Consider the following 14,659-nt stretch of genomic DNA (forward strand, 5'->3'; position numbering starts at 1 on the left):
ACACCGGACGTATGAACCCATCGACGCTATACCATTCTATACCTTCTTATAATGGAACAACGGTAGACGTTTTTAAATTCTGATTACCAACTGCATTCTTCTTTTTTAATTCAAACGCATGCAACGCTGCTTCTCTATCACTCATCCCAGCATTCTTATATGTTTGTATTTGTTCTTGCATATGCCGGAAATCTCTCGGTATCACTTTCACTAATTTCTGCATGGATCCATTCCAATGAGACAGAACGAAACGGGCTTTTTGACTAGCAGTGTAGTGATAATGATTTTGAATTAATCGTTTTACTTCTTCCAACTCCATTGGGTCTGACACTGTCTCAATGGCAACCATCTCTTTATTACATAACACATCAAATTTCTCCGGATCCTCTGTAAGAATATAAGCAATACCACCAGACATACCTGCAGCAAAGTTTTTTCCTACATCTCCCAGTATGACAACACGACCTCCTGTCATATATTCACAGCCATGATCACCTATTCCTTCAACCACTGCATTTGCACCACTATTACGAACTGCAAACCGTTCACCAGCATATCCGTTAATATAAGCCTCTCCAGATGTTGCTCCATAAAGAGCAACATTGCCGATAATGATATTGCCTGATTCAGCAGACTTTGCTTCCGGTGGGGAAGAAATAATTATTTTTCCGCCAGAAAGTCCTTTTCCAACATAATCATTGGCGTCTCCTGTCAAACGGAGAGTCATGCCTTTAGGTACATAGGCACCAAAGCTTTGACCTGCTGAACCGTTGAACCGTAATGTGATCGCATCTTCAACCATCCCTTCTTCCCCATAGCGCTTCGTAATCTCACTGCCTGTAATAGTTCCAACGGCACGATGTGTATTTTTAATGTTATAGGTGATATTCACTTTTTCATTTTGTTCAATGATCGACATAACCACCGGTAATATAGCACTTTCATCTAGAGAGCGCTGAAGCTGATGATCCTGCTTGGTTTGGCAGGTTCTTCCCCCATCCACACGGTAAATCAATGTAGACAAGTCCAGGTCCTTTGCTTTCCAATGCGCTTTAGCCCGTTCACAGATCGTCAATATGTCTGTCCGGCCAATCATTTCTTCCATCGTCCGAAATCCTAGCATCGCCATTATTTCCCTGACTTCCTGTGCAATATAATGCATGAAGTTGACAACATGATCCGCATTTCCCATAAATTTTTCCCTCAACTCGGGATTCTGGGTAGCAATTCCGACGGGGCAAGTGTCTTTATGACATACCCGCATCATGACACATCCAAGGACAACAAGTGGTGCTGTTGCAAACCCAAATTCTTCAGCACCAAGCAATGCAGCCATCACCACATCTTTTCCGGTCATTAACTTGCCATCGGTTTCCAAAACCACTCGTTCGCGCAAGTTATTTAACATTAGCGTTTGATGGGTTTCAGCAAGACCCAGTTCCCATGGAAGTCCGGTATGCTTAATGCTCGTTCTCGGTGAAGCGCCTGTACCTCCGTCATAGCCACTTACGGAAATAACATCCGCTTTTCCTTTAGCAACACCTGCCGCAATCGTACCAATACCTGATTTAGCAACGAGTTTCACACTGATACGTGCCTCCCGATTGGCATTTTTTAAATCATAAATTAATTGCGCCAGGTCCTCAATCGAGTAAATATCATGATGGGGTGGTGGTGAAATGAGTCCAACACCCGGGGTTGATCCACGCACATCAGCTACCCATGGATACACCTTATTCCCAGGCAGCTGTCCTCCTTCTCCAGGTTTTGCCCCCTGGGCCATCTTTATCTGGAGTTCATCTGCATGAATTAAATAGTGACTTTTTACACCAAATCGTCCGGATGCAATCTGTTTAATGGCACTCCTCCGTAAATCTCCATTTGCATCAGGGGCATAACGCTTCGGATCTTCTCCACCTTCACCGCTGTTGCTTTTTCCTCCAATTCGATTCATAGCAATCGCTAATGTTTCATGTGCTTCTTTACTTAACGAACCAAAAGACATTGCCCCCGTTTTAAATCGTTTAACAATAGAGCTAACTGGTTCGACTTCTTCTACAGGAATGGATTCCCTGTCCTTAAAATCAAGTAAATTCCGCAAAAAATTCAGTCGCTCTTCATTGGCTGCGTGGGAGTATTGTTTAAAGAGTTCATAATCACCTCGGCGGCACGCCCATTGAAGTGTATGAATGGTTTTCGGATTAAACGCATGATGCTCTCCCATCTTTCTCCATTGAAAATCACTCCCTGCATCCAACGAAGTGTCCAAATTATTTTCATAAGCTAGTTTATGACGCATCCAAGCTTCTTTAGCGATTGTATCCAGTCCAATACCACCAAGCTGAGAAGCTGTACCTGTAAAATAATGATCAATAACTGTTTTACTAATGCCGATCGCTTCGAACGTTTGCGCTCCCCGATAACTTTGAATTGTGGAAATACCCATTTTGGACATTACTTTGACAATGCCTTCTGTAATACTATTTATATAAACATTGATCACGTGTTTATAACTCAGTTGCAGATGGTTCTCTTCAATTGCTTTATTTAATGTTGCATATGCGAGGTAAGGATTAATCGCATCCGCACCATAACCGATAAGTGCTGCAAAATGATGTACTTCTCTGGCTTCTCCTGTTTCAGCAATAATACTTACCTTCATCCGATTACCCTGACGAACGAGATGCTGATGCAGGGCACTTACCGCGAGCAGAACAGGAATCACTGCATTATTTTCATCCATGTTCCGATCGGAGAGGATGAGAATATGCACACCCTCTGCAATTAGCTTTTCCGCTTTCTCGAACAGCTGCTCCAAGGCAAGCTCCAAATTCTCATGGAATAATATATCAATGGTACGGGACTCAAAACCTTCATAGTGGTTCAACTGTAGTAAACGGAATTGACGATTGGATAATACAGGTGTAGTAAGCTTCAATCTGCGGCAAATTTTTTCATCATCGTGGAGAATGTTTCCAACTGGACCAAGCATTGTTATGGTTGAAGTGACCACTTGCTCGCGATAAGCATCAATGGGAGGGTTGGTAACTTGAGCAAATAATTGTTTAAAATAAGCAAATAAGGATTGAGGGTGATCGGATAAAACCGCTAATGGAACATCATTTCCCATCGCCCCAATGGGATCTCTTTCTTCTGTTACTAATGGGATTAAATACTTGTGAACATCTTCGTACGTATAACCAAATGCCTTCTGTCTTTTCACCAAATTATTTAATGGGTTCCTTTCGAATTGCTCCACCTTGTTCGGTAGCATCACCTGCTGTTTATCCAGCCATGCTTCGTACGGCTTTGCATCTATTAATTCTTCTTTTATCTCTTCATCTGAAATAATTCGCCCATCTTCCATATCGAGTAGCAGCATTTTCCCCGGGCTTAGTCGGTCTTTATAAAGAACTTGATCCTCTTCCACTTCAATAACGCCCACTTCCGAGGAATAGATCAAATAGTCATCCTTTGTAACGTAATATCGTGCGGGTCTGAGCCCATTCCGATCTAATACAGCACCAATCTGCTTTCCATCGGTAAAGGCAATAGACGTCGGGCCGTCCCATGGTTCCATCAGAGAGCTATGGTATTCATAAAAAGCCCTTTTATCATCTGACATATCCGGGTGGTTCTCCCACGGTTCCGGTATAAGCATCATAGCTACATGTGACGGCTTCCGACCTGCGAGAATTAAGAATTCCAGTGCATTATCCAACATGGCAGAGTCACTTCCATCTGTATCCAGGACAGGAAGTACTTTCTCTAAATCTTCACCAAACGCTTCGGATACAAATTGTTTCTCACGTGCCCGCATCCAATTCATATTTCCCTGTAATGTATTAATTTCTCCATTATGCATTAAATACCGATTTGGCTGTGCCCTTTCCCAGCTTGGAAATGTATTGGTACTAAAGCGGGAATGAACGAGCGCAAAGGCAGATTCAAAATCCGGATCCTGTAAATCTGTGTAAAAGGAATTCAGTTGTTCAGGCTGTAACAAGCCTTTATAAACAATTGTCTTGCTTGAGAGGCTGGAAAAATAAATATGCCCACCCTGCTCAACTGCCAATTTCTCAATCTGCTTACGGATCACATATAATTTCCGTTCAAAATCCATATTATCCTTAAGAGCAACATCTGCTCCAATAAATAGTTGGCGAATAGTTGGACAGCTTTTTTGTGCTTCGATTCCAATATCTTTAACATGGACAGGCACTGTTCTCCAGCCTAGTACCTCCTGACCTTCCTGCCTGATAAGTGAGTTAATTTCATTTTCCCATTCCTCATGATCCATATCATTAGAGAAAAAAATCATCCCAACACCATAACGTCCTGGCTCGGGCAAATTCATTTCAGGACATTCCTTACGAAAATAGATATCAGGGATCTGCACTAGTAATCCCGCTCCATCTCCTAAAGTTTCATCAGCACTTCCACCCCGATGATTAAGTTGGCAAAGCAAATGAAGGCCTTTTGTTACGATGTCATGATTCGGAACACCATGAATATGTGCGTACAAGCCAATGCCACATGCATCATGTTCGAAGGTTGGATTATACAAACCCTGCGCTTTCGGTATCTGATTATAATGCACTATATATCCCTCCATTTTTTGTTAATTCTTTATATTGGTAATTATAAATTTCCAAATCATTCGAAACAATATATAATTTAGATAGAATTAATACGTTTTTGATATAGATAAGGAGGAATGGCTTATGGAATTACGCCAATTACGTTATTTTATGGAAGTGGCGGAACGGGAACATGTTTCGGAGGCGGCTGTCCATTTACATGTTGCACAGTCGGCGATAAGCAGACAAATTACCAACTTGGAAAAAGAGCTTGGTGTGGATTTGTTCGAACGGGAAGGCAGAAATATTAAATTAAGCCAGATTGGGAAAACTTTTTATACACATACAAAGCTTGCTATGCAGGCCATTGAACATGCTAAAAAACAAATTGATGACTTTCTGGACCCTGAGCGTGGGATCATCAAGATCGGCTTCCCAACAAGCTTGTCCACACATCTCGTGCCAAGTGTTATTTCTGCTTTTAAGGAGGCACACCCGAATATCAAGTTTCATCTACGCCAGGGTTCCTATCATTTTCTAATTGATTCCGTAAAAAAAGGAGAGATGGGTGTAGCATTCCTTGGACCCCTGCCAAAGAGTGAACCGGAAATAGCTTCCCATATTTTATTTACTGAAAGCATCCTAGCATTACTTCCTATAAATCACCCGTTAGCAGAAAGAGATAGCCTTTACCTTAGCGACTTAAAAAAAGATGACTTTGTCAGTTTTCCTAATGGGTACATCCTGAAAAAAATGATGTTGGACACGTGCAAGCAAGCAGGTTTTACACCAACTGTTTCTGCAGAGGGAGAAGACCTTGATGCAATTAAGGGTCTCGTCTCCGCAGGCATTGGAGTCACCCTTTTACCAGAGAGCACCTTTCACGAATCCATCCCAAGAATGACAGTTAAGATTCCTCTGGAAATTCCGGAGGTTCGCCGCACAGTTGGAATCATTAAACCAAAAGAAAGAACACTTGCACCATCCGAAGAGTTGTTTTACAGCTTCGTGAAACAATTTTATTCAAGGCTGCAGGGTTTCCAATAAGCAATAGCCCATAGTGACCTTCAACATAAATAACAGGACGCCGCCATACCTTTTTTATTGTGGCAAAACCCCATCTTGCTGCATATGATAACTTCCGTTAATTAACATAATGTGAAGGGGATGATATATTTTGTGCGGAATCACTGGCATCGTTCATTGGAAAAAGGATGTTCGGAAGGAAAAACCAACAGTTCAAAGAATGGCAGATACGTTGACTTCAAGGGGACCGGATGATTCACAAGTGTGGGCATGTAAAAACGCTGCCTTTGGGCATAAACGACTTGCCGTTGTCGACCTTGAAGGCGGGAAGCAGCCAATGCACAAGGAAAAGGATACCATTACTTATACACTTGTATACAATGGAGAATTATATAACACAGAGGAATTAAGAAAGGAATTATCAGGCAAGGGCCATGCTTTTACAACTTCATCCGACACAGAGGTTCTACTCGCTTCCTATCTCGAGTGGAAAGAAGATTGTGTCAACTACTTAAATGGGATCTATGCTTTTGGGGTCTGGGATCCGGATAGAAAACAACTCTTCATGGCTAGAGATCGACTTGGTGTTAAACCATTATTTTACTCAGAAAACGATGAAAGCTTTATTTTCGGTTCAGAATTAAAAGCCATTTTAGCCCATGATGCTGTTACTGCTGAGGTCGATGTTACTGGCCTTGCAGAGATATTCGGTTTAGGACCATCAAGAACACCGGGCCACGGAATCTTCAAAGGGTTGAAGGAACTTCGCCCTGGTCATGCATTAACCTTTTCCACAAATGGGTTAGATGTCTGGCGATACTGGAATGTGAAAAGTCATGCACACACGGACACCGTAGAAGAAACAGCAGAAAAAGTTAGACGTTTATTTGTCAATGCTGTTGAACGTCAGTTAGTTGCAGATGTTCCAATATCCACTTTCTTATCTGGTGGATTAGACTCAAGCGCAATCACCGCAATTGCGGCAAATTATTTTGCAGCAAACGACAAAGGCATATTATCAACTTTTTCGGTGGATTTCGAAGGTAGCGACAAATATTTTCAAAAGAGTAAATTCCAGCCCTCTAGTGATCATGCTTGGATCGAAAAAGTTGTTGACCAATTTTCTACCAACCAAAACCATGTTGTAATATCCGGAACGGAACTGGCAAATGCGTTAAAGAAATCTGTGGAGCTCCGAGATCAACCTGGGATGGCAGATATTGATTCTTCCTTATTATTGCTCTGCCGAAAAATCAAGGAACATACAACCGTTAGTTTGTCAGGAGAATGTGCCGACGAAATTTTTGGAGGCTATCCTTGGTTTCACAACATAAGCGATCAAGAAGAGACTTTCCCATGGATGAAATCATTAGATTCAAGGATCGATTTACTACGCCCAGAATGGCAAAAGAAGCTAAATCTCAAATCCTATGTCATGGATCGTTATCAAGAAACCATTCAGGAGACACCACGTTTAGCTGGAGAAAGCGAAGAAGACGCCCAGCGAAGAGAATTGTTCTACTTAAACATGCATTGGTTTATGGCACAATTATTAGATCGCAAGGATCGAATGAGTATGGGTGCCAGCCTGGAGGTTAGAGTTCCATTCGCAGACCATAAATTGGTGGAATATGTTTGGAATATCCCATGGGAAATAAAGAACTTGCATGGCAGAGAGAAAGGAATTCTTCGTAAAGCATTGGAAGGACTTTTGCCTGACGATGTTTTATATCGAAAGAAAAGTCCTTATCCGAAAACCTTCCACCCTGAATATACCCGTCAAGTTGTCCTGTGGATGAAAGAAATACTTGCAGACCCCAACTCCAGATTATTTGAGTTTATCAAACGGGAGCGAGTTGAAGCTCTCGTTGAAAGCGAAGGGAAAGAATTCACAGAACCCTGGTATGGACAGCTCATGACTGGCCCACAGCTCATTGCTCATTTATGCCAAATTGATTACTGGCTAAGAGTTTATAATGTCAAAGTTAGTGAATAGGAAGAAATAGGCAAGCAGGAATGAGCTACGTTACGGAAACCAGCATGTACGTATATGTTGGAATATTAACTTCAATTACTAAGTGCAAGGTTTGGTGATTTCTTAGTTCGCATAGTTTTCTTTAACGTATGCATTATCCTCTATCCCATGAAAAAACGGACAGTACGACACTGTCCGCTTTTCATGCTAAGTTATCTATCTTTCATGTCTTGAAAGTTACGATGAGTCTCCCACTCGCTAGTACGGGTGTTTCTACATCAATAGCCCATTTTTCTAAACCAACACAGCATGCTCCTTGCTCAATTCCTCAGCTGCTTTCGCGTTTTCCTTTGCCATTGCTTCCAATGCTACCTGATTCAAATAGTTCACAGGCTTGTTAAAATGTGGTTGGAAGAAGAAATCAGTTAAAGCCAATTGTTCAATGGTCATATTGTTAGCAATACAAACACTAATTGTATTAATCGCCTGTGTGAAATCAGTGTCAGATATCACCTGGGCACCAACAATACGGTGTGTGTCTGTTTCATAAACTAGCTTCAATTGGATCAACGCATTTTCCGGCATAAATTCCGGACGACACGTATCTTCAATATATGCACTATCTACAGACAGACCTGACATCTCTGCAGCACGCTCTGTTAATCCTGTTGAAGCAATGTTATGGTTATAAATTTTCAATCCGGAAGTACCTTGTGTTCCTGGATGTGCTAATACAGGTTTCACCAGATTATGCGCCACAAGTGTGCCCATTCTTACAGCGTTCGTTGCAAGCGGAATATAAGCCGGCTGTTTGGTTGCATTGTAATTTACCGCACAACAATCCCCAGCTGCATAAACATCCGCTACACTTGTCTGCATATATTCGTTCACAACAATGGCACCATTACCTAACATATCAATCTGACCGTTGAAGAGCTGTGTATTCGGTCTGAATCCAATACACATAACCACTAAATCAGCTTTATACTCGCCTTGATCGGTAATCACTTTTTCCACGACATCTGTTCCTGCAAACTCAGATACTGTCTGACCAAGTGCTAACGTAATGCCACGTTGTTCGAAGGATTTTTCAACAGGAGCTGTAAAACCTTCATCTAAATATCTGTTGAGAATTCTTTCTTCACTATCAATTAATGTTACATTTTTACCATTTTGCTCAAATGCTTCAACCAGCTCAACCCCTATATATCCTGCTCCTACAACAACAACATTCTCCACAGATGCAGAACGCGCAATGATCTCATTGGCATGTGCAAAGTTTTTACATAACAATACATTCTCCAAATTTGAGCCAGGAATTGGTGGTGTTACTGGCCAAGAACCTGAAGTAATAATTAACTTATCATAATCCACAGCTGTGATCTCATTTGTTTTCATATCTTTTGCCACTAACTGCTTTTTGCTTACATCACAGGAAGTCACCTCATGATTCATATGCATACGCACACCCTGCTTTTCAAATTGTTCTACAGAAGCATAGAACAGACCATTGGCATCATTCACTACGCCCCCTACATAAAGTGCAATCCCACAGGACAAGAAAGAAACATTATCATTTTTTTCAAAAACATCAATTTCCGCCTGAGGATAAAGCTTCAATATATTATTAATCGCTGCAGTTCCAGCGTGAGTACATCCAATTACCGCTACTTTCATTCTAAATCATCCTCCATCATTTTAATTGCTCACTATTTCACATAATAAGATATAGTAAATAGCACTAATCTTATATATCTATAATAACACTTTGATTTTAAAAATCAATTATTTGTGATGTTTATCACATAAAGCCGTAAATAAGAGTTAACTAAAATTCAAACACCATACACTAATTCATTGAACATTTTTTCAGCTATATGCATTTCTCCTAATAGCGAATTTTGATAGTCACTATAACTATCCATATATGCCCTTACACCTCCAGTTATATTTATTTTATTTATGTTCGTGTCATTCTCTAATATTTCTAATGTGTTCTTATATCTTATATATATAGTTTGTAAAATACCATCATCTAATTCATTACCATATTCCTTTTCAATTTTATTTATAACTATTTTTATTTGTTCAAGTAATTGCTTACGATTATCCATTGTTTTCTCCTATTTATTTGGAAGCTCATTTGTCTCCTTCATCTATACTTATGATCAATCCAACCATACTTCACGTAAACTGTTGTTCAGCCCTCCCAATATTTAATACTGTATCCTTAGGTACTCTAATTACTACCCATATTCTCTAGTATTTTTCCATTCAAGAAGTAATGCTAAGTCTATTTTTGTTTTAATTTTTTCTCATAGTGTAGTAAAAGTTTTATTCGCACTCGCGTCAACACTTTAAAAAATTAAGGTGGAGACAGTACAGATGATTAAATGTGAAATTTGCACTTTATTTGTATCGAAAAAAACACTTGTTTGCCTCATAAGACAAGCAAGTGCTTTATTGTTAGCTATATAAATTAATCGATTACTATATCAAAAATCTTCTTCCCAAGCTTCTTTTGCATCCTGTAGCCTTTGATATAAAAACTCATAAAAATTTTCTGCGGTATTGTAGTCATCCAGCCCTGTTTGTTTATCCCAAGCTATTACCGGGCATTCATTACTCGCCATTTTGCTTGTATCTAAACAATAAGCATATTCATCTATATCCTCAATAACTACTAAATTATCATTAATTCCCAAATTTCTATAACTTTCTGTTTCAATAATAACAGTAGCAATATTAGATTTTGCTATCCCTAAAATATCTACTCCAAATAAACCACCAGATCCATAATTACTTAAAAACCACTTATAACTTTCCGGCAATTTTAAATTTAGAGTATCCTGAACTAAATTAATCTGCCTTTCATCTACTCCTCCTGTAAAATCATCTGGTTCTTTATTTTCATTAATAAGGTTAATTAGCTTATTTTTATTCATTAAAAATCCCCCTTATAATTTTCGCCAATATCTATTTCTTTAGCCCTCCATCTCCAATACTTCGTTCTAAAATTTTCATATTGTTTTTTTAAAACGGGATCATTTCTAAAACTCCCGCCATTTTCCACTAAACCGTGCAATATTCTATCATATTCCTTATGCATACTACTCGGGAGTTCCACCATGGATCCAGGTTCTCTTTGAATTAAATGGTGAAGTTCTATTTTAGTACCATCTTTCCAAATTGGTGGTTTTCCACTTTTCATTAATTGATAGTTATTTTTGCCAGTCTTTGGATCAACTCTTTCGTAATCTATGTCTTTCCTTTGATAAACCCTTCTGCTAGTGTTTCTAACTTTTCCATTAACTTTAGTATTTCCATTATACTCTACTGACTTATAATTTTTATATTCCCTAAGATTACCATTCCCATCCCCACGCTTACTAAACACATAATGCTGACCACCCGTACTATCCTGCACAACTCGCAGTTCAGGCAAATGTGCTTTAAACCAGTTAAGCTTCCCAGTGAGGGTTTGGATCGTTGGGATGGTCATTTTTCCAGCGTCCGGTTTCGGTTTCGGTGTAGCATTCGGAGTCTTCGTTGCTCCTTCCACCTTATTTACCGTTGCTTTCGTTCCACTGCCAGCTCTTCCTGCAGGTACTCTTGCGCCAACCACCATGCCTGCTAATCCGATGCTATTGAGCCAATGCTCTTTTGAAAAGTTTTCCTCAGGATTGATGGCTCCCTGAATCATATCCGCTGTGCCAAAGGAAAAGGCATTGAACAAATCATACGTCGAATCGAACATCTTATCAGCTCGGTGCATGTATCCTTCATAGATGCCCTCAACTGCTCCAAACGTGATGTAATTACCGAAATCATACCAGGAATCTGTCATCTTGTCTGCACGTTGGCCGGCCGCATCCCAAACGTCTTGGCCAATTTCACCAAAGGTATCCATTGTTTTCATAAAGGCGTTTTGCTCCCGACTCTCCGGTATCTCCTCCACAAACTGAAACTGCACTTCCCCGGCTGTATCCGTATACTTCCGCAAAATCCGGCCATTAGCCAAGGTCAGGTACGTGCCCTGCCATTCCGATTTGTATATGGGAGACTCAAGGTTAAAGGGTTGGTGCTTTGTTCTTTTAAATTTTATGCTTTTATCAAAGTAAAGAGATTACTCTTTTTTATTTCCTCAGTCAACAGTTCTTGTATCTTCATTTCTTTTCATTCCAGTGCCGCTTGAAAATATATATAGTTTCTGATTCGTATAATTGGACATGACATTTAAGTTTAATTGCTTATTCAAACATTAATAAACCTCGAATGAGCTTATAGTCATTCAAGGTCAAAAAGCAAGTAATAAAATTGAGAAGTTATAGTACAATATCCTGATAACCTACTTCTTCTACAATTTCATTTTCAATTTTTATTCCTAAACCATCTTCGATATCCCAAGAGACATCGCAAATCAAGCCTAGTCTTCTTTTTCCATTTTTCCTTACTCTTCTTACAATTAATTCCGTTGGTTTTACTAATTTTTTTAACTCTGGGATTGTTTCAATTTTCGGTGCGAAGTTGTCAGCCTCTAATTTATTCCCTAACATGTCTCTATACTCTTCATAGTTATCCTCATAGTATTCATATACTTGTTTTTCTGCCTCATTTATAATATCTTCCATATTATCAATAAAATTTTGAAATGCTTCTTTCTGTATTTTGGAAAAATCAGCATCTTCATGTGCATCTACACTTAAGCGTATTTCTTTCTTAGACTCAAACATTCTAATAGTCGTTTTTCCTCTCCAAAAATTATTTTTATACTCAAGTTTCCCAAATAAATCATCATTAATCATCTTCATTCCAAACTACTCCCTTAACTTAACTTTTATATTATATTCTCCAACTCCGCCTAGATGTTTGAAAACTCTATTAATTTCGCTAGGTACCAATTGTATTGTTTCTAAATCATTAAGTTCATGCCAAGTATACTTATTATCTTCTCGCCAATCAGCTACATCTTCTGCAGTCCATTTTTGCTCCTGTGTACTCCATTTTTCTGCTAATTCTTTATCAGCAGTGGAAAAATTTAATTTTCTATCATTAGTCATGTTTGCTAATTTGATTTCTCCTTTGGAAAATGGGGAAAAGTCTGGCATCCCATTTTTATACTCAACTCCATCTACACCTGCTTCATCAAGATATTTCTGTATTTTTCCGGTCTTATCTGAGATAAATAACGATTCTGCTCGTTCGTTGCTCCAGTCCCCTTTATTAACGGGTGTAGTCTTTACCCTTTGGTCATAGGAGCTATATTTAGGCTCTACGTCAAAACCTCTAGTGTAGCCTAAATGTCTATTTAAAACCGCGCCATCCCCACGCTTACTAAACACATAATGCTGTCCACCCGTACTATCATGCACAACTCGCAGTTCAGGCAAATGTGCTTTAAACCAGTTAAGCTTCCCTGTGAGGGTTTGGATGGTTGGGATAGTCATTTTTTCTGCGTCCGGTTTCGCTTTAGGAGTAGCATCGGGCGTCTTCTTTACTCCATCCACCTTATTCACCGTTGCTTTCTGCGCACTACCAGCTCTTCCTGCAGGTACCCTCGCGCCAACCACCATTCCCGCAAGACCGATACTATTGAGCCAGTGCTCTTTCGAAAAGTTTTCCTCAGGATTGATTGCTCCCTGAATCATATCTCCTGCGCCAAAGGAAAAGGCATTGAACAAATCATACGTCGAATCGAACATTTTATCGGCCCGATGCATATATCCCTCATACATGCCTTTTCCCGCCTCAACTGCTCCATACGTGATGTAATTACCGAAATCATACCAGGAATCTGTCATCTTGTCCGCGCGTTGTCCGGTAGCATCCCAAACGTCTTGGCCAATTTCACCAAAGGCATCCATTGTTTTCATAAAAGCGTTTTGCTCCCGAGTCTCCGGTATCTCCTCCACAAACTGATACTGCACTTCCCCGGCTGTGTCGGTATACTTCCGCAAAATTCGGCCATTAGCCAAGGTCAGGTACGTGCCCTGCCATTCCGATTTGTAATCGGAAACGGCTACTTCCTTCACAACCTGATCTTTCACAGTCGTAAATTCAGCTGCTGTAATGTGGCTGCCTGTCGCTGCCAGTACTGCTTTCATCGCACGAACACTGTAATTCATTGTTCGCATAGAAAACCTTTCCTGAATATATGCAATGGCAACATCACCAAGGGAACCAAAACGGGAAAGAACCTTTTTTCCGCCCCATTCGAGGAAAACATCCAAGGAAAAGGTATTGTTATTCGCCTTTTCCTTTACGGCTCCTACCAGTTCCTGATGAAAATCATACGTACTTAGCTGCTTCACCTCATAATCTGCAACACGCAAATCCCCATTCTGAAACAACCCGGAAATTTTTTCTACATAGGTTTTCATCGTCTGGAGATCTTGGTCCATCTTTTCTAGCTTGCCTGTACTTTCTTCATCGAGGGCATACAGATTTTCCAAGGTATGATCCACTTGATTACGGGACTGCTTGATCCGTTGTCGAAAATCTTCTTCTTGAATCTCTGGGAGGACCACAATATCCTTGACTTCATCGATGAGCGCATTGGCTTCATCTGTTAAAGATAGTGTAACATTTTCCGCCGTTGTAAGCCCCTGCTCCACATTCTCCTGTAAAAATTGCTCATGAATGACGCCCTTTTCATTCGATTCAAACGCTTGCACCGAGGACTTGATTTGACCGATCGTCTCTGCAAAGTCAGTCAGCATCCCTTCCATTAGCAACAGAAATGGCATATGAGCTTCTTCATAAAAAGACTTGATCGCTTGAGCGCCTTTTCCCTGAAATGAATCTTCTAAATTTATTAATGCTTGCATACGCTGCTCTAATTCTTTGACTTGAGGTCCGAAGTCATTAACATCTTTTACCGTCTGATCCAATCCATTATGTAATTGCTCCACGTTGAGAACTTTTATATGCTTCCCCTCCCAACTTATTTCCTTATATTTCCTATACCAATAGTATAAGGCAACAAAGCAAGGGAGAGAATTGTTTTCGTAACAAACAAATCCTTTTACCTAGAAAATGAACACTTATCTTTTAAAAATCAGGACTTTTGTATGATGCG

General features: G+C 40.0%; 9 protein-coding genes. 2 read left to right on the top strand and 7 right to left on the bottom strand.

Going from position 1 to position 14,659, the window contains the following annotated elements; genetic code table 11:
• Window positions 1-46: 46 nt before the first annotated feature.
• Entirely contained in the window at window positions 47-4,600 is a 4,554-nt protein-coding gene (gltB, locus tag X953_RS15335) for a glutamate synthase large subunit (protein WP_040956361.1), read from the bottom strand.
• Between the two features lie 124 nt (window positions 4,601-4,724).
• Between gltB and X953_RS15340 the strand changes: the two genes are divergently transcribed.
• A complete protein-coding gene (locus X953_RS15340; RefSeq protein ID WP_040956362.1) occupies window positions 4,725-5,627 on the top strand; it encodes a LysR family transcriptional regulator in 903 nt (300 codons plus the stop codon).
• 130 nt (window positions 5,628-5,757) lie between these two features.
• Window positions 5,758-7,602: an asparagine synthase (glutamine-hydrolyzing) gene (asnB, locus tag X953_RS15345; RefSeq protein ID WP_040956363.1), complete on the top strand. Its 1,845-nt coding sequence runs from the start codon at window positions 5,758-5,760 to the stop codon at window positions 7,600-7,602.
• 273 nt (window positions 7,603-7,875) lie between these two features.
• On the opposite strand, the gene X953_RS15350 is transcribed toward asnB, so the two are convergent.
• The 6 genes from X953_RS15350 to X953_RS15375 all read right to left on the bottom strand — a co-directional run bounded on the left by X953_RS15350 (window position 7,876) and on the right by X953_RS15375 (window position 14,492).
• A complete protein-coding gene (locus tag X953_RS15350) occupies window positions 7,876-9,258 on the bottom strand; it encodes an FAD-dependent oxidoreductase (protein ID WP_040956364.1) in 1,383 nt (460 codons plus the stop codon).
• Window positions 9,259-9,416: 158 nt separating this feature from the next.
• Window positions 9,417-9,695, bottom strand: a complete 279-nt coding sequence (locus tag X953_RS15355) for a hypothetical protein (RefSeq protein ID WP_040956365.1) — start codon at window positions 9,693-9,695, stop codon at window positions 9,417-9,419.
• Between the two features lie 381 nt (window positions 9,696-10,076).
• On the bottom strand, window positions 10,077-10,526 hold the full coding sequence (locus X953_RS15360) for an SMI1/KNR4 family protein (RefSeq protein ID WP_040956366.1): 450 nt from the start codon (window positions 10,524-10,526) through the stop codon (window positions 10,077-10,079).
• Entirely contained in the window at window positions 10,526-11,500 is a 975-nt protein-coding gene (locus tag X953_RS20290; RefSeq protein ID WP_232217741.1) for an HNH/ENDO VII family nuclease, read from the bottom strand. Before X953_RS20290 ends, X953_RS15360 begins: the two co-directional genes overlap by 1 nt.
• Window positions 11,501-11,906: 406 nt before the next feature.
• Window positions 11,907-12,392: a hypothetical protein gene (locus X953_RS15370; protein WP_040956367.1), complete on the bottom strand. Its 486-nt coding sequence runs from the start codon at window positions 12,390-12,392 to the stop codon at window positions 11,907-11,909.
• A gap of 6 nt (window positions 12,393-12,398) precedes the next feature.
• On the bottom strand, window positions 12,399-14,492 hold the full coding sequence (locus X953_RS15375; protein ID WP_040956368.1) for a T7SS effector LXG polymorphic toxin: 2,094 nt from the start codon (window positions 14,490-14,492) through the stop codon (window positions 12,399-12,401).
• Window positions 14,493-14,659: the final 167 nt, after the last annotated feature.

Source organism: Virgibacillus sp. SK37, assembly GCF_000725285.1.
Taxonomy (GTDB): Bacteria; Bacillota; Bacilli; order Bacillales; family Amphibacillaceae; genus Virgibacillus_Q.

Bases quoted from the DNA above. Each gene is read 5' to 3' on its own strand.
- X953_RS15340 (WP_040956362.1), top strand. From the start codon at position 4,725: ATGGAATTACGCCAATTACGTTATTTTATGGAAGTGGCGGAACGGGAA.
- X953_RS15350 (WP_040956364.1), bottom strand. From the start codon at position 9,258: ATGAAAGTAGCGGTAATTGGATGTACTCACGCTGGAACTGCAGCGATT.
- X953_RS15355 (WP_040956365.1), bottom strand. From the start codon at position 9,695: ATGGATAATCGTAAGCAATTACTTGAACAAATAAAAATAGTTATAAAT.
- X953_RS15360 (WP_040956366.1), bottom strand. From the start codon at position 10,526: ATGAATAAAAATAAGCTAATTAACCTTATTAATGAAAATAAAGAACCA.
- X953_RS20290 (WP_232217741.1), bottom strand. From the start codon at position 11,500: ATGAAAACAATGGATACCTTTGGTGAAATTGGCCAAGACGTTTGGGAT.
- X953_RS15370 (WP_040956367.1), bottom strand. From the start codon at position 12,392: ATGAAGATGATTAATGATGATTTATTTGGGAAACTTGAGTATAAAAAT.